Annotated in this window: 16 protein-coding genes and 2 pseudogenes; 11 read left to right on the plus strand and 7 right to left on the minus strand. The window is 62.4% G+C overall.

What is annotated here, in order from left to right; translation table 11 throughout:
- Window positions 1-268: 268 nt before the first annotated feature.
- Both ACT53T_RS02630 and ACT53T_RS02635 read right to left on the minus strand, forming a co-directional pair.
- A complete protein-coding gene (locus tag ACT53T_RS02630; RefSeq protein ID WP_476159896.1) occupies window positions 269-1,633 on the minus strand; it encodes a sensor histidine kinase in 1,365 nt (454 codons plus the stop codon).
- Window positions 1,630-2,322 (minus strand): response regulator transcription factor, encoded by a 693-nt coding sequence (locus ACT53T_RS02635; protein WP_400766482.1) that lies wholly within the window; start codon window positions 2,320-2,322, stop codon window positions 1,630-1,632. The genes ACT53T_RS02630 and ACT53T_RS02635 overlap by 4 nt, the downstream gene beginning before the upstream one ends.
- Window positions 2,323-2,623: 301 nt before the next feature.
- Here ACT53T_RS02635 and ACT53T_RS02640 point away from each other — a divergent pair, with 301 nt between their 5' ends.
- The 6 genes and pseudogenes from ACT53T_RS02640 (at window position 2,624) to ACT53T_RS02665 (ending at window position 8,314) form a co-directional block, all read left to right on the plus strand.
- Window positions 2,624-3,058: a hypothetical protein gene (locus tag ACT53T_RS02640; protein WP_400766480.1), complete on the plus strand. Its 435-nt coding sequence runs from the start codon at window positions 2,624-2,626 to the stop codon at window positions 3,056-3,058.
- Window positions 3,059-3,141: 83 nt separating this feature from the next.
- A complete protein-coding gene (locus ACT53T_RS02645) occupies window positions 3,142-5,400 on the plus strand; it encodes a TonB-dependent siderophore receptor (RefSeq protein ID WP_476159897.1) in 2,259 nt (752 codons plus the stop codon).
- Between the two features lie 2 nt (window positions 5,401-5,402).
- Window positions 5,403-6,665 carry a PepSY-associated TM helix domain-containing protein gene (locus ACT53T_RS02650; protein ID WP_476159898.1) on the plus strand — a complete coding sequence of 421 codons (1,263 nt, stop codon included), beginning with the start codon at window positions 5,403-5,405 and terminating at the stop codon, window positions 6,663-6,665.
- 137 nt (window positions 6,666-6,802) lie between these two features.
- Window positions 6,803-7,590, plus strand: a pseudogene (locus ACT53T_RS02655) (IS256 family transposase); the annotation flags it as partial.
- A gap of 79 nt (window positions 7,591-7,669) precedes the next feature.
- Window positions 7,670-7,870 (plus strand): annotated as a pseudogene (locus ACT53T_RS02660) (transposase); the annotation flags it as partial.
- A 9-nt stretch (window positions 7,871-7,879) separates the two neighbouring features.
- Window positions 7,880-8,314 (plus strand): hypothetical protein, encoded by a 435-nt coding sequence (locus ACT53T_RS02665; RefSeq protein ID WP_476159915.1) that lies wholly within the window; start codon window positions 7,880-7,882, stop codon window positions 8,312-8,314.
- Between the two features lie 73 nt (window positions 8,315-8,387).
- On the opposite strand, the gene ACT53T_RS02670 is transcribed toward ACT53T_RS02665, so the two are convergent.
- Both ACT53T_RS02670 and ACT53T_RS02675 read right to left on the minus strand, forming a co-directional pair.
- Entirely contained in the window at window positions 8,388-9,581 is a 1,194-nt protein-coding gene (locus ACT53T_RS02670) for a PepSY-associated TM helix domain-containing protein (RefSeq protein WP_476159899.1), read from the minus strand.
- Window positions 9,582-9,637: 56 nt separating this feature from the next.
- A complete protein-coding gene (locus ACT53T_RS02675) occupies window positions 9,638-11,848 on the minus strand; it encodes a TonB-dependent siderophore receptor (RefSeq protein ID WP_476159900.1) in 2,211 nt (736 codons plus the stop codon).
- 294 nt (window positions 11,849-12,142) lie between these two features.
- Here ACT53T_RS02675 and ACT53T_RS02680 point away from each other — a divergent pair, with 294 nt between their 5' ends.
- The 3 genes from ACT53T_RS02680 (at window position 12,143) to ACT53T_RS02690 (ending at window position 14,587) form a co-directional block, all read left to right on the plus strand.
- Window positions 12,143-12,298 (plus strand): hypothetical protein, encoded by a 156-nt coding sequence (locus tag ACT53T_RS02680; protein WP_476159901.1) that lies wholly within the window; start codon window positions 12,143-12,145, stop codon window positions 12,296-12,298.
- Window positions 12,299-12,518: 220 nt separating this feature from the next.
- Complete coding sequence (locus ACT53T_RS02685; protein WP_026191679.1) at window positions 12,519-13,196, plus strand: response regulator transcription factor; 678 nt, start codon at window positions 12,519-12,521, stop codon at window positions 13,194-13,196.
- Window positions 13,193-14,587: a sensor histidine kinase gene (locus ACT53T_RS02690; protein WP_476159902.1), complete on the plus strand. Its 1,395-nt coding sequence runs from the start codon at window positions 13,193-13,195 to the stop codon at window positions 14,585-14,587. The genes ACT53T_RS02685 and ACT53T_RS02690 overlap by 4 nt, the downstream gene beginning before the upstream one ends.
- A gap of 15 nt (window positions 14,588-14,602) precedes the next feature.
- Here the strand turns inward: ACT53T_RS02690 and ACT53T_RS02695 are convergent, their stop codons facing one another.
- Complete coding sequence (locus ACT53T_RS02695) at window positions 14,603-14,992, minus strand: hypothetical protein (RefSeq protein ID WP_476159903.1); 390 nt, start codon at window positions 14,990-14,992, stop codon at window positions 14,603-14,605.
- Window positions 14,993-15,569: 577 nt separating this feature from the next.
- Between ACT53T_RS02695 and ACT53T_RS02700 the strand changes: the two genes are divergently transcribed.
- The gene (locus ACT53T_RS02700; protein WP_476159904.1) at window positions 15,570-16,946 is read left to right on the plus strand and encodes a 3' terminal RNA ribose 2'-O-methyltransferase Hen1; all 1,377 of its coding nucleotides are present in this window, start codon (window positions 15,570-15,572) and stop codon (window positions 16,944-16,946) included.
- Window positions 16,943-19,507: a polynucleotide kinase-phosphatase gene (locus ACT53T_RS02705; RefSeq protein ID WP_476159906.1), complete on the plus strand. Its 2,565-nt coding sequence runs from the start codon at window positions 16,943-16,945 to the stop codon at window positions 19,505-19,507. The genes ACT53T_RS02700 and ACT53T_RS02705 overlap by 4 nt, the downstream gene beginning before the upstream one ends.
- Before the next feature lie 157 nt (window positions 19,508-19,664).
- Here the strand turns inward: ACT53T_RS02705 and ACT53T_RS02710 are convergent, their stop codons facing one another.
- Window positions 19,665-20,609 (minus strand): IS630 family transposase, encoded by a 945-nt coding sequence (locus ACT53T_RS02710; RefSeq protein ID WP_476159907.1) that lies wholly within the window; start codon window positions 20,607-20,609, stop codon window positions 19,665-19,667.
- A gap of 109 nt (window positions 20,610-20,718) precedes the next feature.
- Window positions 20,719-21,498 carry a glycosyltransferase family protein gene (locus ACT53T_RS02715; RefSeq protein ID WP_476159908.1) on the minus strand — a complete coding sequence of 260 codons (780 nt, stop codon included), beginning with the start codon at window positions 21,496-21,498 and terminating at the stop codon, window positions 20,719-20,721.
- Window positions 21,499-21,511 lie beyond the last annotated feature (13 nt).

Consider the following 21,511-nt stretch of genomic DNA (forward strand, 5'->3'; position numbering starts at 1 on the left):
TTCCCATTTCGTCTGATCGGGTCGGCTCCCGCTCCGCCTCTCTCCGGCGTGGGCGACACCGAGCGAATCGGCGTCGATCATCAGGATGCGCGCGTCTCCCGCCGAGTGTGGGGCCTCGCGCGGAAGCCCACGACTTTGCAACGGGCCGGCGACGGGATCGATCGTCCCAGCCGGCCGCCACCCGCACTTGCCGCGTCAACCGCGTTGCTCTCTTCATCTCACCGACGACAGAATTGCGATGCGACCTATGTCGCTAAATCGCGGACATTCATTCCCGCATCAGCGCGATTTTGAACGTCGCGCCGCCGCCGGGAGTGTCTTCGACCCAGATGCGGCCGCCATGAGCGTCCATAATTTCCTTGGCGATCGCGAGGCCCAGACCCGTGCCGGTCGTCGTTTCGTTTTTTCGCCAGAAGGCTTCGAAAACCATTTCGCGAATAGCAGGCGGGACGCCTTCTCCATGATCGATGACCGCGACGACTCCGTGATCGTCGATGCGGACCGAAATTGTTCCGCTCTTCGGCTCGGCGCGCAGCGCATTGTCGATGAGATTGGTCACGACGCAGTCGATCGCGCGCTGATTTCCACGAGCGATCGCCGACGCCGCGCTGCTCTCGAAATCGATGAATCGATTGCAATCCATTGCGAGCGGCAGAAAACTCGAAACGATTTGTCGAACCGATTGCTCGAGATCGATACGTTGGTCGAGCGTGATTTGTCCCTCCGTCAGCCGCGCGGCGACCAGCATTTGTTCGACGATAGACCGAAGCTGACTCGCCTCGCCCAGCAAGTCGCTCTTGAGTGTGGACGCTTTCGCATTCTCCAGGCGCGCGCGCATTATGGCGAGCGGCGTGCGCAACTCATGCGCCGCATTGGCGGTGAAGCGCCGTTGCCGCTCGACCCCCGCGTCCAGGCGCATGAGCGCCTCGTTCATTCCCTCGACCAAAGGCGCTATTTCGATGGGAACGCCGCTCGTCGGCAAACGCTGGCGTAGCGAGTTCATGTCGATGCGGGCGACTTCGCCGGCGACCGCTCGCAAGGGCTTCAGGCCGCGCCTGACGACGATCCAAGCGAGCCCGAACGTCGTCAGCATGGCGACGATCAGATAGGTGCTGACCCAGGCGAGATCATTCTCGAGGGAGAAAAATATGTCCTGCGGCCGAAATTTTTGTCCGTATAGCGCGACCTGCATCAATCCGATCGACGTATCGCGAAACATCAGATGACCAGAGCCGCCGGGCCATTGCTCGTCGCCCATGGTAAAATGCAGATGATCCGCCCTTATCTCGGCGAGGCTCGCCAATTTGGCGACCAATTGCGGGGACGAGCCCGCGAGAGGCTGCATCCGCACCGGATCGAACACGGCGAACAGCAGGCCGGGAACGCGCTCGATTTCGGCTCGTAATTCGCGCGTCGGCTCGATTTTTCCCAGACCGTCTTCTCCGCGAACCAACGACCCGTTCACGAGAGTGGTCACGCGTACCGACGCCATTTCATCGAAAGATGCATTGAAGCCGCCGACCTTGGCGAGTCCGAGGACGAACATCACGATCCAAGCGAACACGAATGCAGGAAGCTGCGCGGCCGTGAGCAGAACGGTGACGCGCAAGGCGAGCGACGGAGCATGCGTCACGCCTCGTCCTCATTCGCTTTCATTTCGCGAATAATGTAGCCGAGCGCGCGCGCCGAATGGATTTCAACGCCGGCTTTCAATTGGGTCAGGCGAACGCGAAGGCGCGACACCTGCGAGGTCAGCGCATGGTCCTGCGTCTCGAGGCCGTTCCCGTAGAGCTGAGCGTTGAGCGCCTCTCTCGAAACGACGCAATTGGCGCGCCGCAGCAATGTCTCGAGCAGGATCAGCTCGCTGCGCGAGAACAGAGCGGGTCGACCGGAGATCGACACTGTGCGTTGGTCGAGATCGAGGGACAGCGCCCCGAGCTCGATCGGCGGCGTCGGTTGGCCCCCGTGTTTTCGAAGATGCGCGCGAATCCGCGCGATCATTTCATCGAGGTTGAACGGCTTGGTCAGATAATCGTCCGCTCCCGCCTCCAATCCGTCGATTTTATCGTCGACGGCGTCGAGCGCGGTCAGCATCAGAATGCGGATCGCCGGTTGTTTCTTTCGCAGTAGCGCAATCAGGGAGATTCCATCGCCGTCCGGCAATCGCCGGTCCAGCAAAGCGAGCGAATAGGCGTGATCTTCGAGCGCGACGACCGCATCCTCTTTCGTGCCGACTCGATCGACGCCATAGCCCGCCCGCTCGATCCTGGACATTACTTGCGACGCCAAGGCCGCATGATCTTCCACCAAAAGTATTCGCATGGGCGCCGCTCCCAGCTTTCGACATTGCGCGGCTCGAGCGCTATGCGTCCGAATTGCGCGTCACGCATTTCATAGCGAAGACGGCGCGGGTGGCAAGCGCCCGGCGGGAGGGCGCCCGCTCTGAAACTGTGGCGCTTTTGCAACAGCTTCCGCCTTTTTTATGTATTTTTCGGCCTGCGAGGTTCCCGCGACACTTCCATCTTAATGCTCGAGCTCACGACCCGCGGCGCCGCCCGGCGAAAGCCGATCGCAACATATGCTATGGCGTTGGCCGAACGGGTCTTTTGGGACGTGGGCAGTCATGATGATCGCACGAGTGGGCCAGCGAGCGGAAAGGCGCCGACTTTCGGCGTTTTCGGCGCGCTCGATCCTCGTCGGCGTTCTGGCGCTCCTCTTCGTCTTCCAGAGTCTCGCCGCGGTCGCCTCTTCGATCACGCATCTCGCGCGGCGCGGCGCGGCGGCTTCAGTCGTCTCTGTCGGTGACGCGCCTTGCGTCGCCGACTCGCATAGGGGCGATGCGCCGCCCGCGCATAGCGGGGATCACGCCCAGTGCTGCGTCCTCTGCGGCGCGCGCGATTTCGACGGCGCTGCGGTCGCCAGCCTGACGCCGGCGAGCGTGGCGTTCACGCCTCGGCGGCTATTCGCCGCCCCCGTTCGGCTGCGTGAGGCGCGGGTTCGCCCACCCACCGGCTGGGCCAGTTCCTGGTCGTCACAGGCGCCGCCATATTTCTCCTGACCGGCTGAATGAGGGCCGAAGGGCCAAATCCACCTCGTCTCGGTTCGCGCGGGCGGTAGATCGCCGCGCATGGAGAAATTCCTATGCTTCGTTCCTTCCTGTTGCGCGGCGCATCCGCCGGCGCACTCTTGGCCTTGTCCTCGATCCATCCCGCTCTGGCGCAGGAATCGTTGCCGGCGATTGACATTGGCGCTGCGGCGGGGCCAGTGCGGCCAACAGCGCAGTCTGCGCGCGCCGAGGCGGAAAAGACCAGCTACCACCCCGAAAGCGCAACGACGGCGCTCAAGACCAATACGTCCATCATGGAGACGCCGGTCTCGGTGCAAGTCGTGCCGCAGCAGGTGCTGCTGGATCAGCAGGCGACGACGCTGGCGCGCGCGGTGGACAATGTCAGCGGCGTTCGCTCATTCGATTCCGGCTATATCGGCGGCAATGATCAATTTCAGATCCGCGGCTTCACGACCCCCTATGTCTATACCGATGGGCTGCGGTTGCAGAGCGGCCTGCCCGGAACGTCGTCACTGATCAATGTCGAGAAGGTCGAGGTTCTCAAGGGGCCGGCCTCCATCCTCTATGGCCGCGCGGACCCGGGCGGCATCGTCAATGTCGTCACCAAGCAGCCCGAGGCGATTCCGCATTACGTCATCCAGCAGCAAATCGGTTCGTATGATTCCTACCGAACGACGCTGGACGCCACCGGTCCTCTGACGAAAGACGATACGCTGCTTTATCGGCTGACCGCGGAGGCGGATCTAGAGCATTCTTTTCACGAGACGAACTATTCGCGAAATTACTTCGTCTCGCCGGTCGTGCGGTGGAATATCGACGCCGCGACGCAAATAACATTCAATCTGCAATATGGCCGTCAAGCCATTCCCTTCGATGTCGGCACATTCGGATTCACCAAATACGATCCGCTCTCATTGGTGTTTGGCGTGGGGCCGGCGGCCTTTCTGCCGCGCGAGCGGTCGTTCAACGATCCGAACTCCTCGATGAATGTCGAGACCGTGAAATACGGTTACAATTTCTCGCATAAATTCTCGGAGGATTGGACGCTGACCAATCGCTTCGAAGGCATCGTCTATCACTCGGACAATTACTTGGTGGTTCCGGTCGGATTCGCCGCCAATTCGCCGACGCAATTGAGCCGCGTCGCGATCGCCAATAGCGGCGTACGAGACAGCGTGAATTTAAATCTCGATCTCACGGGAAGATTTGAAACCTATGGCGTCGAGCATTCGGTGCTGGTCGGCGGCGATTACCTCTCCAATCGGGCGTTCAATCCGTTTTTCGGCGCATCGAAAATTCGGCAGTCGAACATCGACTATCTGTTTCCGATCCATAGCGTCACGCCGACCAATCTGAGCCAATACAATAGCTTCCTTCCCGGCTGGACCTCGATCAACCGAGAAGACTGGTACGGATTCTATGTTCAGGATCAGCTGAAGCTTCCCTACAATCTGTTCGTGTTGGCCGGAGCTCGCTACGATCGCGCCATCACGCATTCGAACGCCTATGACGGAAACGGCGAACAGCTGGGCAATAACTCTCAGCGCGTCACGCCGCGCTTCGGCCTGCTGTGGCGGCCGATCGAGGAAGTGAGCCTCTATGGCAGCTATCTCGAAAACTTCGGCTCCGCCGGCGGTCTCTCCGGTCCCGCCGGGCCGACACAGCAAATTCTGCCTTCGGAGACTGCCCAGCAATGGGAGGTCGGCGTCAAAACCGAGCTGTTCGACAAGCGCGTCATCGCGACTTTGGCCTATTACAATCTCATCAAGCAGCATGTCGGCGTGCCGGACCCTGATCCGACCAGAGCCGCTCTCGGCTACCGCATCGCGACGGGCGAAATTCGCAATAGAGGCGTGGAGCTGGATGTCGCAGGCGAGATCCTGCCGGGCTGGAAGGTGATCGGCGGCTATTCCTATATCGACTCGATCGTCGCCAAGGACGAAGGCGTTATCAGCGATCCACTCGGCAACACGATCAGCTTCAAGGGCTTCACCGGCTTCACGCCGGCCGATGTGTCCCGTCATATGGGCAATCTGTTCACGACCTACGAGCTGCAGGACGGCGATTGGAAGGGCCTGAAATTCGGCGGAGGCGTCAACGCCCGCAGCAAATCCTATGGCGACAGCCTGAACAGCTATCATGTTCCCGGCTACGCCATCTTCAATCTGCTCGCGTCCTACAGCTGGGATCTCTACGGGACCAAGCTGACCGCTCAGCTCAATGTCGAGAATCTGGCCGACACGCGCTATTACCCCACCGGCAACCGAGGCCAGTTCCAGATCGGCGTCGGAACGCCGCGGACATTCAAGGGCTCCATCCGCATGGAGTTTTGACGATGTCTCGCGCCTTCTGGGTGCGGGTTCATCGCTGGGCGGGCTTGGCGATGGCGGGATTTCTCGTCATCGTCGGCGCCACGGGAAGCGTCCTCGCCTTTCGTGACGAGATCGATGTCTGGCTCAATCCGGACCTTCTGACCGTCGCGGCGCGCGACGCCGCGGCGCTCGATCCCCTCGAGCTGAGAGAGCGCGCTGCGGCGTTCTATCCGGGCGCGCGCATCGACGATGCGTCGCTCGAGATCGAGCCCGGCCGCTCCTACATGGCCCGCGTCTGGACGAAAGGGGAAGGCGAATCCGCTGCGCTGATCTTTCTCTATCTCGACCCTTATACGGGAATGAGGCTCGGGACGCGCACATGGGGCGTCGTCTCGCTCGATCGGAGAGATTTGCTCTTTTTCCTCTATCGTCTGCACTACACGCTCGCCCTGCCGGCCTTCACCGGAAGCTTCGGAAGCTATCTACTCGGCGTCGCCGCGCTCATTTGGACGATAGACTGTTTCGTCGCCTTCTACCTCACCTTGCCGCCGCGGCGGCGAGACCGGAGTAACGCGTCTCATGCTGCAAAATCCTTGTGGGATCGGTGGCGACCGGCTTGGCGGATCAAAATCGACGGCGGCGCATATCGCGTCAATTTCGACATTCATCGCGCCTTCGGCCTATGGACCTGGGCGATGCTGCTGGTCTTCGCTTGGTCGGGCGTCGGCTTCAATCTCGACGTGGTCTATCGCCCGACGATGAAGGCGCTGTTCGGCTTCGCCGAGCTTCCCGCCGCTCTGCCGGCGCGGGCCGAACCGCTCGACGCGCCGCTTCTCGACTGGCGCGCGGCTCGCGTCGTCGGGCGCAGGCTGCTCGACGAGCAGGCGCGTCGAGCGGGTTTTTCTATCGAGAGCGAGGCGCTTCTTTCTTTTGACCGCAGCCGCGGCGTCTACGCTCTCGTCGCGCATAGTTCGCCAGAGATCGCAGCGAATGCGCGAGCGATGGTCGTTTTCGACGCCAACTCGGGCTCTCTGCGCGCAGCGACCTGGCCGGGAGACTCCGCTGAGAAAGCGGGAAATTCGATTTATCGATGGCTCGCGCGTCTCCACACCGCTTCCATCTTCGGCATGCCGATGAAAATTCTCGTCTGCGTGATGGGCTTCGCGATCTGCGTGCTTTCCGTCACCGGCGTCTATATCTGGTGGAGGAAAAGGAAAGCGCGGCGCTTCCGCGATGCGCATGGCGGAGCGGCGCGTAAGCCGCTGGAGCCGATGGCCGGCGAGTAGCAGACTCATGTGCCGGATCGAGGTTTGCGACGGCGCCGACCCGGCGATCTTCGTCGCGCCCATCGCCGAGTCCGCCTTCGACGGGACTGTCAGGAATCTTGTGTGCGGGGCCATAGTAGAACCGCAGGAGGCGGGCTATGGCGATCAAGAAGGACACACTGGATCAGTTGCTGTCGGGACGCGCTCCGAAGGCGGTCTTTTCCAAGGACGGCCTGTTCGACGAGCTGAAGAAGGCATTGGCCGAACGGGTTCTGAACGCCGAGATGGACGACCATCTCGAGAGCGAAGCGGCGGCGGGCAAGGCGAACCACCGAAACGGCTATTCGAAGAAGACCGTGCTGACCGAGACGTCGAAGATCGACATCAGGGTCCCGCGGGACCGGGAGGGGAGCTTCGATCCAAGCTGATCGCGCGCTATCAGCGGCGCTTTCCCGGCTTCGACGAGAAAATCGTGTCGATGTATGCGCGCGGCATGACGGTGCGCAAGATCCAGGGCCATTTGCTCGAGCTCTACGTTCTGGAAGTCTCGCCCGATCTGATTTCGACGGTCACCGACGCCGTGCTAGAGGCTGTCGCCGAATGGCAGAACCGGCCGCTCGAGGCGATGTATCCCTTGGTTTTTTTCGACGCCCTGCGCGTCAAAATCCGCGATGAGGGCCTGGTTCGCAACAAAGCCGTCTATGTCGCGCTCGGCGTCACGCCTGACGGAACCAAGGATATTCTGGGGCTTTGGATCGAAACCTCGGAGGGCGCCAAATTCTGGCTTCGGGTGATGAACGAGCTGAAGAACCGCGGCGTCGGCGACATTCTGATCGCCGTGGTCGTCGGCCTGAAGGGCTTTCCGGAGGCGACCAATGCGGTGTTTCCGCAGACGACCGTTCAGATCTGCATCGTGCATCTCATTCGAAACTCGATGGAATTCGCCTCAAACAAGGACCGCAAGGCGATCGCCGCCGCGCTGAAGACGATCTATCGCGCCCCGACCGGAGGCGGCTCGCGAAGCTCTGGAGGCCTTCGACGGCGGCCATTGGGGCAAGAAATCTCCGTCGCTCGCGCAGGGCTGGCGGCGCAATTGGGAGCAGGTCATCCCATTTTTCGTGTTTCCGATCGCGGTGCGGCGGATCATCTACGCGACGAGCGCCATAGAATCCTTGAACGCGAAGCTGCGGCGCGCCGTGCGGACGAGAGGAAATTTTCCGACCGATGACGCCGCGTTGAAGCTCCTCTATCTCGTCTTGCGCCAAGTCGCGGGAGAGTGGAACATGGCGCCTCGCGAATGGTGCGAGGCGAAAAATCAATTCGCCATCATGTTCGACGATCGCTTCGTCGAACATGATGGGAACCCGGCCCCGCACACAGGATTCCTGACAGTCCCCCTTCGACCGCTGTCATCCGATCGCACTCGTTGTCGCCGATTATCGTCGCCCGCCGGGCATAACGAGCCGGCCGGCTGTCATCAGGGAGCAAAGCGCGGCCGCCCCGGCGAAGATCACACCGCCCAAAATCTCGAAAAATGCCTCCGAAGGAACCTGCGACGCTCAACGGCAGAGTTTTTCAACGAAATCCGCGCGACCTCTCCGTTCGCTGAAAGCGAACGAGGAACTCTGACCCTTTGCGGACGCAATGAAGGGCGGCTTTGCGGAGCCTGACCCCAACGTCGGACCACTCTCGAAGCCAGAGGTAGACGGGCCACATGATAGGAGACCCTCGTCGTCCAACGCCCTAGCCGTCGACGAGCGCCGGCTCACTCCGTTTATCGTGGAGTCGACGGGCGCCTCGCTTTTTCCACCAAATGATCGCGCCGGTGACGGAGAGCAGAGCGATCGCCACGCCGGCGACGCAGACGAGAATGCGATAGGGCAGGCCGAACACATTGGCCATATGCAGTTCCACGAGCCATTCGGTCGCGGTGTCGCCGCCCTTGCCGCCGGTTGGAGCCTGGAAGCCATGCACGGCGCCCGTATAGCCGTCGATGGCGATCGTCGTCCCGCCATATTTCTCGCCGACGTCGCGGCTGCTATGAACGCCATAGACATAGAGTCCGGTCTCGCGATCGAGAGAAAAGTTGGTGCGGCGATCGATCGTGAAGCCTTCGCGCGCGGCGCGCTCCGCCATCAGATCGCGGACGATGCGCTCGGCTTCTTCGAAGGGCAGCGGCTCGCGTCGATCCGACGCGGGAGGAGCCTCGCGCTTCCAAATCGGCGGCGCGAAATCGAAGACGAGGCCCATGGCGCCGCGATAGACGACATTGAGATCGAAGCACACACCCGACCAAGCGAGAACGAGCAGCAGCGGATACAGCCACAATCCGCTCGCGCGATGCAGATCGAAATTGAGCCGATAGAAGGAGGCGCCGGGCTTGATGAGCCAAGCGGACTTCCAGCGCGCGAGGAAGCCGCGCCGGCGCAGGAGATTGGCGGGCAGGGTGAGATAGAAGGCGATGAAACAGTCGATCGTCCAGGTGAGAGCGACGACGCCGAGCAGCCACTCGCCCCAAGGGCCGAGCGCCAGAGACCAGTGCAGACGGTCGATGAAAGGCAAGACATCACCGAGGCTTTCCGGCAGGCCCTTCTGCTTCACGCGGCCGAGCGCGTCCCCGCTGACTGGATCGAGATAGAGAGCGTCGATCTCCGGCGCGCCCGGCTTCGTCTCGAAGGAGACGATCGCCGTTCCGGGCGCCGCGAAAAAGATTCGCGTCGGGCGTGCTTGCGGCGTGAGCTCCTCGGCGCGGCGCAGTAGCGCGCTGGCTGAGAGCTCCGCGCCGCCGCTCGGGCCGGGATAGAGGTTCGGCGTCAGCCAGTGATTCAATTCCGGCAGGAAGACGAGAATGCTTCCCGTGATTCCGACGAGGATCAGAAATGCCGCCATGGCGAGTCCCGCCCAGCGATGCAGTAAGACGAAGATTGCACGCATCATGCCGCCTCTTCGAACGATTGGGTGAGAACGCGCCAAGGAGCGAGCGCGCTCGAGGCTTACCATTTGAAAGCGATCTCGCCCATGAATGTGCGAGGCTGACCATATTGCGCGGCGGGGACCCAGCCGCCGGCGTTGGTGAAATATCTCCGATCCGTGAGATTCTTGACGTTGAGCCTCACAGTCACGCCATGTCCGAAAAGCGTCGTCCGATAGGCGCCCATGGCGTCGAATTTGATGTAGCCGGGCATGAACCAGCTATTTGCATTGTCACCCCACCGATTGTCCATGGCGTAGAAGCCGCCGCCGAACTCCCATCCTTCCGCGGCTCCGGGCGCCGTGTCCCATTTGGCCCAAAGATTGGCGACATTCGGGGCGACGCCGTAGTAGCGCTTGCCGACATTGCCGTTGTTATTGTCGTTGGTGATTTTCACGGAGTCGAAGGTATAGGACGCGATCACATTGAGATTATCGGTGATCTGCCCAGAGATATCGAATTCGACGCCGCGGCTCGTGACTTCGCCGACAGGCACGCTAACGCCCGGCCGAAGCGGGTCCGCTTGCAGCACATTCTTTTTTCTGAGATCGAACAGAGCGACCGAGGCCATGACCCTACCATCGAAAAACTGCTTTTTCGCGCCGACTTCCCATTGCAGGCCTCGTTCTGGAGGAATGACGGAGCCGTCGCTCGTATAGCCATTGTTGGTTCCCGAAGATCGGACGTAGCTGCCATAGAGCGACGTCGTTTCGTCAACTTTGAAGACGAGTCCGGCTCTCGGCGAAAGAGGAGTGGTGTCGGCATTGCGCTTCAATGGATAGCCGGTGCAATACGGATAGCACGACGCGAACGGGTCCCCGTAAACAGTCGCGAAATGCTGGTCGGCAGTGTCCCATCGACCTCCGAGGAGAAGGTGAACTCGGTCATCCCAGAACGAAATCTGATCCTGGGCATAGACGCCGAAATTCTTCGATCGCGTCCGCCACGTCACATTCGAGCGCCCGGAGTCGGCGACGAGACGCCATGCTGCCGAGACATTCCCATAGGCGGGCGCGAAGATATTGAGCGGGAGACCGTCATAGCTGCTGGGTGAATTCAGAAGGTCATCTTGATAGCTGAACCAGTCCGCCCCTACGAGCAAATTGTGATCGAACGGTCCTGTTGTCGTCTTGCCGGTGACGTCGAGATTCGCGCTCAGCATCGCTCGCTTGATGTTGCCCATCCACGGCGTCCGATTGATGTTGACGCCGTCGAAGCCGCCGAAACCGAGCCCATTCTGATTCTCGTCATTGTCGACATAATTGAAGCGGTTGACGATTTTCCAGTCTTCGTCGAATTTGTATGTCCAATCGAAGGCGTAGATGGTGCGATGCACGACCGTCGGAAAGTCCGACCATTTGGATGGATCCGCCATGCTGAAGCTTCTCGGCAGAACGAACGGCCGACCGGTTCGCGCGTCGACGGGAATCCAGCTGCCGTCACTCGCGATTTTCTTTTGATAATGCTCGAACTGCACATTGGCTTCGAACCTTTCCGTCGGCCTGAAGGTCAGGAATAGAGCGGCCGCGCCATTGTCTCGATGATCAAAATTTACGAAGGAATCTGCATGGTCGTAGACGGCCATGAGCCGATAGAGCACCGATTTCTCGTCATCGACCGGCCCGGTCGCGTCGGCTACGGTTCTGGAAAGCCCCCAACTGCCGAACTCCTCGCTGACATTCGCTGAAAACGCTTCCTGCGGGCGTTTCGTCACCACATTGACGAGACCCCCGGGCTCGATGCGGCCATAGAGCATAGAGTTCGGCCCTTTCACAATCTCGACACGATCTGTGAACGCCGCTTCGGTCGCGCCGATCAGGCCTTCCATGCGAAGGCCGTTTCGGTTGATTCTTCCATATCCGTTGCTGAAGCCACGAATTAGGAATTGATCGTAAGGATTGCTGCTATTCTCTAATTGAACGCCCGATACGTTTTGAACGATTTCTTGGAGGCTGATGGCCTGCTTGTCCTCGATTACTTCGTGCGGGATGATTTGAACCGACTGCGGCGTATCGAGAAGCTTCGTTTCAGTCTTGGTGGCGGCGGAGCTTGTGGAGCGCGCGTAGCCCGTCTGATTTGTGGATGCTGGCGAGGAGATGGTCGTGCGCGACCCCGCGCTCGACGATCCGATATCGATCGTCGGCAAGGCCTCCTGCGCCGACGCTGCGGTAGTAAGGATGCCGATGCCGAGCGCGTAGGCAGAGACGCCGAGTGAAAGCGTTGTGCGAATCATATTGTCATTGCTCCTGGCGCGGTGCGTCGAGCCCACGCGGATCGAGGGAAGTGCGGCGCGAACGCCACTCGTATCGATTTGTCAGGAGCGGGCGGGCGGCGCCTGCGAGGACCAGGAACTCGCCCATCCACTTTCTGGGGCGAGCGATGGCGCGCGGCGGATGAAAGGCATGCTCGACGCGCTTGCGATGGACCTGTGCAGTGCGGCGACGGCGCCGGGCTCGCGCGGGGGCAGAATAGTGGCGTCGCGGCAGCCACAGCACAGCATGCAGCTCGGGCTGTGATCGGCCTTCGCATGGCCGCTCTCGTTTGCGGCGCAGAATCGCTCGATGGCTCCGCCAGCGGCGATCGTGTGTTCGGACGTGTGTTTGGACACGAGCGCGGCGCCGGCCGCGAAGATTTGGATAAGCAGGACGAAGGCCAGGGCGCCGATGATCGTCGCACGCAGTGACGCGCACCGAATTCGGCTCGTCCTTCGCTCGGTCCTGCGCTTCGTCATCCGCCCCCGCTTCCACATCGATTATGGCGAAAGCTAGAGAGGCGACCTATCATCAGTCTGTCAAAGTCCCACCGTCGCAGCTCTTCTGACGGACTGTGGCTTTACGGCAACAATCCGGCCATGCTACGACCTCGGAGCAGGGCGGGCGATTGAAAAGCTGGAGCGGCGTCCAGTGAAAATCCTGTTGGTGGAAGACGAGCCGGACATGTCGCGGCTCCTGTCCTCCCTGCTCAAAGGCGCGGGCTTCGTGGTCGATCATGCGACGTCGATCCGTGAGGCGGAAGAGGCGACGCGGCAGTTCGTCTACGACCTCAATCTGCTCGACCGGCGCCTGCCGGACGGCGACGGCGCCGAGCTCATTCCACGCATTCGAGCGCTTCGCCCCGGCGCGCGCGTGATGATGCTGACCGCGCTCGACTCGCTGACCAGCAAAGTGGCCGGCCTCGAGGCCGGCGCAGACGATTATCTCACCAAGCCCTTTCAGGGCGAGGAGCTCATCGCCCGCGTGCGCGCTTGTCTGAGGCGTCCTGGGAGCGCCGTTCTGCCGCCCATCCGCGTCGGCGCGCTCTCTTTCGATCCCGAGACACGGGCGCTCACCATCGACGACAAGCCCTTGCCCCTGCGCCGCCGCGAGCTCAATCTGCTCGAGGCGCTGATCCGACGCGCCAATCGCGTGGTGACGCGAGAGGCGCTGCTCAACGAAGTGTTCAGCTCGGAAGACGAGGTGCAGGCCAATGCGATCGACACGCTCGTGTCGCGCTTGCGCCAGCGTCTCTCGTCGCCGGGCGCGAATGTGACGATTTTGACAGCGCGTGGCATCGGCTACATGCTGACCGAGGATTCGGCGTGACGCGGCGCCGGTCGCTCTCGACGCAATTTCTGAAGAGTCTCGTGGCCGCGCAAATATCGGCCTTCGCCTTCGGCTGGGTCGTCTCGCTGTTTCTCGATCACTATGGCGTGCTCGGAGCGAGCGACGATTATCTGCGCTCTTATGCTTATACGCGCACCCAGCAGCTGCTGATCGCCTCCCTCGAGCGCGACGAGAACGGCTATATTCGCATAAGGGAGAGTGCGGCCCTCCGCGCGGAAACGGCGAAGAACCCCGACCTGCGCTATGCCGTGTTCGATTCGGAGCGGCAATGGGCCGCTCCCGGCTCGTCCCCCGCGCTCGCCGCCGATTTTTCGGCCCTGCTGCGCTACAAGCCGAACTGGATGCAGCTTTCGCTCCCGCGAAGCGAGACGCCCGACGATCAAGTAATCGTGCAAAAGAGCGACACGCCTTTCGGACGTCTGCAGATTTTGGTCTATGGACATAAGACGAGCTGGGCCGACATCGTCTCGGCCTTCGTGCAGGAGTCCTGGCGTCACATCTATTATCTCGTCACTCCATTGGCGTTCGGCGTGGTCGTTATGTGGTTCTCTGTGCAGCGCGGCCTCGCGCCGATCCATGAATTCGCCGAGGCGGTGACGCGGATCGATCTCGACTCTCTGCATCAGCGCCTGCCGGACGAAGAATGTCCCGAGGAATTCACGCCTTTGGCGACCGCCCTCAACGAGGCTTTGCAGCGTCTCGACGACGGCGCCATGGTTCTGCGCCGCTTCACCGCCAATGCCGCGCATGAGCTGCGCACGCCGGTCGCCATTTTGAGCGCGCGGCTCGACGCGCCGGAGGAGCCGACGTTGAAGACCGATCTGAAGCGGGATGCGCGGCGCATCCGCAACATCGTCGAGCAATTGCTCGCGGTCTCCCGCATCGGCGCTCACGCCGAGGATGCTTTCGAGCGGTTCGACCTCGTGGAGACGACGCAAGCCATCGTCTCCGACGCGCTTCTCCTAGCCTATCGCAGCAATCGACAGATCGATTTCGTCGCGTCCGCCGCGCCCGTCACGATCAGAGGCGACCGCATGGCGATCGAGTCGATCGTCTCCAATGTCATCGACAATGCCTTGCGGGCGGAACCGTCGGGCGGGGCGATCATGGTCATCGTCGATGACGGGCCTTCGGTATCGGTCGTCGATCATGGCGCCGGCGTCGCGCCCGAGGATCGGGACAGAGTTTTCGAGCCCTTCTGGCGCAAGAGCAGCGACGCGACCGGAAGCGGCCTCGGCCTGGCGATCGGGAAAGAGCTGATGGCGGCCCATGGCGGCCGCATCTGGATCGAGGATACGATCGGCGGAGGCGCGACCTTCAAGATGGCATTTCCGACGCGCATGGCCTCTACGGAGGCTATTGGGCGTTGACAGTGGTCGAAATTGTCACGAATTCGGCGATAGCGCGGCTTCCGCCTCGTTGCGCGCTTGTCGAATGCCGCCTTTAGAGCGCGACGCCAGGGGCCACTTTTTGGCGCCACTCGGCCCTTGGGCGCGGCCAACGAGGAACGCTAGCCTCCTCCATCGAGGCGCGTCGCAGCCGTGGCGCCGCGCCGTTGCTATCCCAATCATTCGGTCGGTGAAGTCGACGAACCATACGAGCTCGCCTTCGTCCTCGATCGCGATCAGATCTTGGCAGCGGATCTGCGCGATCTCGGCCGGACGCATGCCGGTGACGAGAGCGAGGACATAGCCCCAATAGCGAGCGTCCTGAACGAACAGCTCGCCAGGGTTCCAGACGCGCGACAACGACTCGCATCCGGTGAAGAGCGGCAAGTCGACGAGCTTGATCGCCTCCTCCGGCGAGAAGACGTCACGATCGTTCGCGTGGGGATATCCGGCAGAGCGAGGTCGATCTTGGCGAGCTCGCGCCTCGTGACTTCGGAAACGGGTTTGTCGCCGATGACGTAAAGGGACGACGAGGCCAGCCCGCTCGCGCGATCGTCGCCGTGACGCTTCTTCTCGCGCCCGAGGAATTTTTCGAGCGCAACCGAGAGCAGGCCGCGGTCCCGAGTCGAGGCTCAGACTCGCTACCCCGACGCAAGCTATTGATTTCGACTCAGGAATTCCGTTCGGCGGACAAATGGTAGCGGAGGAGGGATTCGCTACCAATAGACACGTAACATGTTGATTCTACCGAAAAACCCTATCCGGCAACTGCGCCGTCCAATGGTGACACTGATACATCATGGTGGCGCCTGGACGCAAGATCGTGGACCATCGGCGTGGTGGTTCAGGCGTCATCGACGTCGAGCGCCGCCCTGCGCTCGCCACTCCGGGCCAAGACAAGTCGAAGCTCGCCTGCTATAGGCTTCCGCGCCGAACACATTGCCGAGCAAGCTCGATATCCGTCATGTATTTGTCCATCGCCACCACGCATGCGCCGGCCACCGATCTCGGATTTCTGCTGATGAAGCATCCCGATCGCGCCCATGACGTCGAGCTGTCCTTTGGACGCGGAACCGTGTTTTTCCCGCAGGCCGACGTGGAGCGCTGCGAGGCGGCGCTGATCCTCGACCTCGATCCGGTCGCTCTCGTGCGCGGCCGCGGTGGCGGCGAAGGGATCGCGGATCAATATGTCAATGATCGACCCTATGCGGCGTCGTCCTTCCTCTCGGTCGCGCTCAACAAGGCCTTTCGCACGGCGATGACCGGCGTCTCGCGCGAGCGGCCGGAACTCGCGGCGACGGCGATCCCGCTCGAGATTGTCGTCGCGCCTTTGCCCGCGCCGCGCGACGGCGATTTGCTGGAGCGCCTCTTCGCGCCGCTCGGCTGGACCGTGGAGGCGCGCCGCATCGAGGGAGCGGATGGCCCCTCGCGTTATGTCGAGCTGCGGCTCGCGGGGACGCTGCGCCTCGCCGATGCGCTCGGCCATCTCTATGTGCTGATCCCGGCGATGGACGCCGACAAGCATTATTGGGTCGGCGACGACGAGGTGGAGAAGCTCGTCGCCAAAGGCGGTTCCTGGCTCGCCGCACACCCCGAGCGCGAGACGATCGCGCGGCGCTTCTTGAAGAACCGCCGCAGCCTCGCGCGCGCCGCCCTCGCGCGTTTCGCGCCGGACACCGAGGCTGAGGAGGGTCCGGAAGACGGAAAGGCGCCGCCGCGCGAGGAGGCGCTGGAGGCGCCGCTGCGTCTGCACGATCGTCGTCTCGACGCCGTCGTCGGCCTGTTGAAGGAGGCGGGCGCGCGCAGCGTCGCCGATCTCGGCTGCGGAGAAGGCCGACTGCTGCAACGTCTCGTCAAGGAGCGCGGCTTCGAGCGGATCATCGGTCTCGACGCCTCCACCCGCGCGCTGGAGCGCGCCAGCGAGCGGCTGAAGCTCGATCGCGCCGGCAGTCCTTCCGTGGAGCGGTTGAGCCTGCTGCATGGCGCGCTCACCTATCGCGATGCGCGCTGGGCCGATGTCGACGCCGTCGCCCTCGTCGAGGTGATCGAGCATTTGGACGCCGATCGCCTGCCGACGCTGGTCGAGATCGTCTTCGGCGCAGCGCGTCCGAAGACCGTGATCGTGACGACGCCGAACGCCGAATATAACGCCCTGTTCGACTCTCTGCCGGCCGGCGCCTTCCGCCATCCCGACCATCGCTTCGAATGGTTGCGCGCGCAATTTCGCGATTGGGCGCAAGCGATCGCCGAAAGCCATGGCTATTCGGTCGCCTTGTCCGGCATAGGCGAGGAGCATCCAGACCTTGGTCCGGTCACGCAGGTTGCGGTGTTCTCGAGATGAATGCGCCTCTCCCGACTCTCCTGGACATTCCCGACTTCTGCCTCGTCGTGCTGATCGGCGCGACGGGCGCGGGCAAATCGAGCTTCGCGTCGCGCTGGTTCAAGCCGACGGAGGTGATCTCCTCGGATCAGTGCCGCGGTCTCGTCTGCGACGACGAGACCGATCAATCGGCCTCGGCCGACGCTTTCGCGCTCGTTGCCGCCATCGCCGAGAAAAGGCTGAAGAACCGCCGCCTCGCGGTGATCGACGCCACCAATGTGCGCGCCGCCGATCGCAAATCCTGGGTCGAGCTCGCGCGGCGCTGGCATGCGCTGCCTGTGGCGATCGTCGTCGATCCGGGCCTCGAAGTCTGCATCGCGCGCAACAAGGCGCGGCCGGATCGCGATTTCGGCCCCGGCGTGCCGCAGCGCATGATTCAGGAGATTCATCGCGGTCTGCGCGGCCTCGCTAATGAGGGGTTTCGGCAGATTTGGAAGCTGTCCTCGGTCGCGGCGATCGAGGCCGCGGTCGTCGAGCGCCGCCCCATGTGGACCGACAAGCGCAACGATGTCGGCCCCTTCGATGTGATCGGCGACGTGCATGGCTGCTTCGAGGAATTGCGGCGGCTGCTCGAAGCGCTCGGCTATGTCGTCGAGGGCGATGGCGACGCCGTCGCCGTGTCGGCGCCGCATGGCCGCAAGCTGGTCTTCGTTGGCGATCTGGTCGATCGCGGTCCGGATGTTCCGGGCGTATTGCGCATCGCCATGGCGGCGCAGGCCGCAGGCGTCGCCTATGTCGTGCAGGGCAATCATGACCGCAAATTGTCGCGCTGGCTCGAAGGCCGAAAGGTTACGGTCGCCCACGGGCTTCAGGAGTCGATCGATCAGCTCGCCGAGGAGCCGGCCGAGTTCCGCGAGCGCGTGAAGACTTTCCTCGCGGATCTCCGCAGCCATTATTGGCTCGACGGAGGCAAGCTCGCCGTCGCCCATGCCGGGCTGAAGGAGGAAATGATTGGTCGTGGCTCGCCCGCGGTCCGAGAGTTCGCTCTGTTTGGCGAGACGACGGGCGAGACAGATGAGTTCGGCCTGCCGGTTCGGCTCGACTGGGCTGCGAATTATCGCGGCCGCTCGGCAATCGTCTATGGCCATACGCCGACGCCGGATGCGGAATGGGTCAACAACACCATTTGCGTCGACACGGGCTGCGTTTTCGGCGGCAAGCTCACGGCGCTGCGCTGGCCGGAGCGGGAGCTGGTCGAGGTTCCTGCCGCGCGCGTCTATTGCGAGCCGGCGCGCCCGCTCGTCGCCGCGCCGGAGACCGCCTTGCAGGCCGAGGCGGATCGGCTCCTCGATCATGCCGATGTGTCGGGACGGCGATGGATCGACACGACGCTGCTGCGGCGCATTCCCATCGCCGAGGAGAATTCCGCTGCGGCGCTCGAAGCGATGAGCCGCTTCGCTCTCGCGCCGCAATGGCTCGTCTATCTCCCGCCGACCATGTCGCCGGTGGAGACGAGCGCGCGCGACGGCTTTCTGGAGCGCCCGGAGGAAGCCTTCGCTTTCTTCCGCGAGCGCGGCCAAAAGGAAGTCGTGCTCGAGGAAAAGCACATGGGCTCGCGCGCCGTCGTCGCCCTCTGCCGCGACGCCGATGTGGCGCGGCGGCGTTTCGGCGTCCTCTCCGGCGAGAGCGGCCAGATCTGGACGCGCTCGGGCCGCGCCTTCTTGGCGGATGGCGTTGAATGCGAGGCGCTGCTCGCACGGCTGCGCACCGCCTGCGACCGCGCCCGCCTCTGGGAGATGCTCGCGACCGACTGGCTCCTGTTCGATACGGAAATCATGCCCTGGTCTGCCAAGGCATCGGCGCTGATCGAGCAGCAATATGCGCCGGTCGCCGCTGCGAGCAGAGCAGGACTTGCCCTCGCCCATGACGCCGCCGCGCGCGCCGCCGCTCGGGGCGTTCCTGTCGAGGCGCTGCGCGATCGGCTCGCGATCCGCGCCGAAAAGGCAGCGCGCTATGGTGACGCCTGGAAGCCCTATGTCTGGCCGGTTCGCTCGCTCGACGATCTGCGCATCGCCCCGTTCCATCTGCTGGCGAGCGAGGACGCCACGCATTTCGACAAGGACCATCTCTGGCACATGTCGATGGCCGAGACATTGGCGGCGACCGGCGTGCAGAATGTGACGACGACTCGCTGGCGTCGCCTCGCTCTGGACGACGCCTCGGCCTGCGAGGAGGCGACGCGCTGGTGGGAGGAGCTGACATCGGCGGGCGGCGAAGGCATGGTGGTGAAGCCGCGAGACTTCATCGCGCGCGGCGCCAAGGGGTCGATCCAGCCGGCGCTGAAGGTGCGCGGCCCGGAATATCTGCGCATCATCTACGGCCCGGAATATGACCTGCCGGAACATCTCGAACGCCTGCGCCAACGCGGCCTCGGCGCCAAAAGGACCAACGCCCTGCGCGAATTCGCGCTCGGCCATGAAGCCCTGACGCGCTTTACCGCCTGCGCGCCCCTGCGCAAGACCCATGAATGCGTTTTCGCTATCCTCGCGTTGGAGAGCGAGCCAATCGATCCGAGGCTCTGATTACGGGCCTTCCAACGCGGGGTGATTACTCTCACCTCGCTTTTTTTATGGGTAATGTTGTCCAAGATGCGCCAGAGTTCCCCTTTCGCCATACCGAACAGGGAAGTCGCGCGATTTGCGGATTTACGCGCGAGATCCGTCTTAGAGCGGAATCCGATCAAGCTGCATCATAGCCGGATGCCGCAAAGTAATTCGCGCATTCGTTCGGCGTGACGCTTCGCAGGGCCTGGGCGACCGCCGCGTCGAGCGCATCGACGGTGCGCGCTGCGATGCGCTGGAGAACCGACTTGATCTTGGAGAAGGACTTTTCGATCGGATTGAAGTCCGGCGAATAGGGCGGAAGATAAAGGAGCTTCGCGCATTTCGCTTCGATCGCCTCGCGCACGCCCACGACCTTGTGGGTGCTCACATTGTCCAGCACCACGATCTCTCCTGCGCAGAGCGTCGGCGCCAGAACCTGCTCGACATAGGCCAGGAACGAGCGGCCATCGAGCGCGCCGTCGATCATCATCGGCGCGTCGATGCGATCGACGCGCAGCGCTGCGATCAGCGTCGTCGTCTCCCATTGTCCGAACGGGACCGACGCCCGGCAACGCTCCCCGCGCGGCGCCCGGCCGAAGCGCCGCGCCATATTCGTCGAGACGCTCGTCTCGTCGATGAAAACGAGCTTTTCCGGGTCGAGATCGAGCTCGCCCTCGAACCATTCCTCTCGCGCCGAGGCGACCTCTTCCCCGTCCTGCTCCGCGGCATGGCCGGTCTTCTTCTTCCGCGTGATCCCATGGCGCGCGAGGAACCGCCACACCGTCCCATAGCCGGCGGCGAGCCCGTGGCGCTCCCTGATCTTGTCGCGCAGCTCCATGATCGTCATGTCGGGCTTGTCCTTTATCTGCGCGAGGATGAAATCCGCCTGCGCCTCGACGCGCCGCGAGCGGCGGTCGCCGCCCATCTTGGCCGGCGCGACCTCGCCGGTGATCTCGACCCGCTTGGCCCAGCGCACGGCGGTCGCCGGACCGATATCGAACCGTGCGGCCGCCTGTCGGCGCGACGTCCCACCCCGGATCGCCTTCATCACCTTCTCGCGAAGATCCATAGACAGCGTCATGATCCCCTCCCAGCCGCTCACGCCGCTCAGCGCTCCGCTTCAGATATGGGAATCCGCCACGCTTTATTGAATCGCAATGCTCGGACGATGCTCTAATGTGACAACGCCCTTACGACGGCGGCATTTGACGCAAGGTCGCGATTGTGTCCAGATCGAGCACCGCACGATATTCTACGGGCGTGCCGCAATGAATGATTTCGAACTTCTCTATAGGAGCGAAACGGATATCGTAACCTTCGGCGATCAGATAATTATAAAGTGGTGCAACATATCGCTCTCCGCCCTGCAACTCCGCAGGGTTGCGCGTTTCGATGCGTCCGTACGCGCGTAGGAACAATTCGGTCGCCCGAAAATGGTATAGGCCGGAGGAACAATAAGGCGATATGCGGCGCTTTTCGGCCACTTCGGCCACGCGGCGCTCTGGATTTCCGTCCGCCAGAGGTTTCACAAACGACCAATGGTCTCCAAGCCCGACGAACGTTTCGAGATAACCGTCGATACGAGAGAGATCTAGATCATTAGGATAAGAAAACCCAGGTCGAAAAGTGTCGATATTGAAGATGGTGAGCGGCTCTTCGGCGCGAATGCCTGCGTGCAAAAGTCCAAGCATCACAGTTTCGGCTTGTCCGGTCGTCGTCGCATCGAGCTCGACAATCCGGACACGCTTTGGCGGTATCCCTATACGCTTACTTCGTGACCGGATAAATTCCCCAGCATCGTAGCAACGTAATGTCACGAAGAGAAAGTCTTCGGCGCCGAAATATTTCGAGAAGCCGACGACCGAGTGCTCGAACATCGAAGCGCCATGCGCCTCGAGCGAAAATTTTGGCTTGTCGTACCCGGCGATACGAAACCGGTTGCTGAGACCGGCCATGGCGAAGAGAAACATATTCAACTCCGCT

It is taken from the genome of Methylosinus sp. DMC45 (genome assembly GCF_056313885.1).

What these genes read in the sequence shown, in the direction of transcription:
- ACT53T_RS02635 (WP_400766482.1), bottom strand. Translation starts at nt 2,322, where the DNA reads ATGCGAATACTTTTGGTGGAAGATCATGCGGCCTTGGCGTCGCAAGTA.
- ACT53T_RS02640 (WP_400766480.1), top strand. Translation starts at nt 2,624, where the DNA reads ATGATGATCGCACGAGTGGGCCAGCGAGCGGAAAGGCGCCGACTTTCG.
- ACT53T_RS02645 (WP_476159897.1), top strand. Translation starts at nt 3,142, where the DNA reads ATGCTTCGTTCCTTCCTGTTGCGCGGCGCATCCGCCGGCGCACTCTTG.
- ACT53T_RS02650 (WP_476159898.1), top strand. Translation starts at nt 5,403, where the DNA reads ATGTCTCGCGCCTTCTGGGTGCGGGTTCATCGCTGGGCGGGCTTGGCG.
- ACT53T_RS02670 (WP_476159899.1), bottom strand. Translation starts at nt 9,581, where the DNA reads ATGATGCGTGCAATCTTCGTCTTACTGCATCGCTGGGCGGGACTCGCC.
- ACT53T_RS02675 (WP_476159900.1), bottom strand. Translation starts at nt 11,848, where the DNA reads ATGATTCGCACAACGCTTTCACTCGGCGTCTCTGCCTACGCGCTCGGC.
- ACT53T_RS02680 (WP_476159901.1), top strand. Translation starts at nt 12,143, where the DNA reads ATGGCCGCTCTCGTTTGCGGCGCAGAATCGCTCGATGGCTCCGCCAGC.
- ACT53T_RS02700 (WP_476159904.1), top strand. Translation starts at nt 15,570, where the DNA reads ATGTATTTGTCCATCGCCACCACGCATGCGCCGGCCACCGATCTCGGA.
- ACT53T_RS02705 (WP_476159906.1), top strand. Translation starts at nt 16,943, where the DNA reads ATGAATGCGCCTCTCCCGACTCTCCTGGACATTCCCGACTTCTGCCTC.
- ACT53T_RS02710 (WP_476159907.1), bottom strand. Translation starts at nt 20,609, where the DNA reads ATGACGCTGTCTATGGATCTTCGCGAGAAGGTGATGAAGGCGATCCGG.
- ACT53T_RS02715 (WP_476159908.1), bottom strand. Translation starts at nt 21,498, where the DNA reads ATGTTTCTCTTCGCCATGGCCGGTCTCAGCAACCGGTTTCGTATCGCC.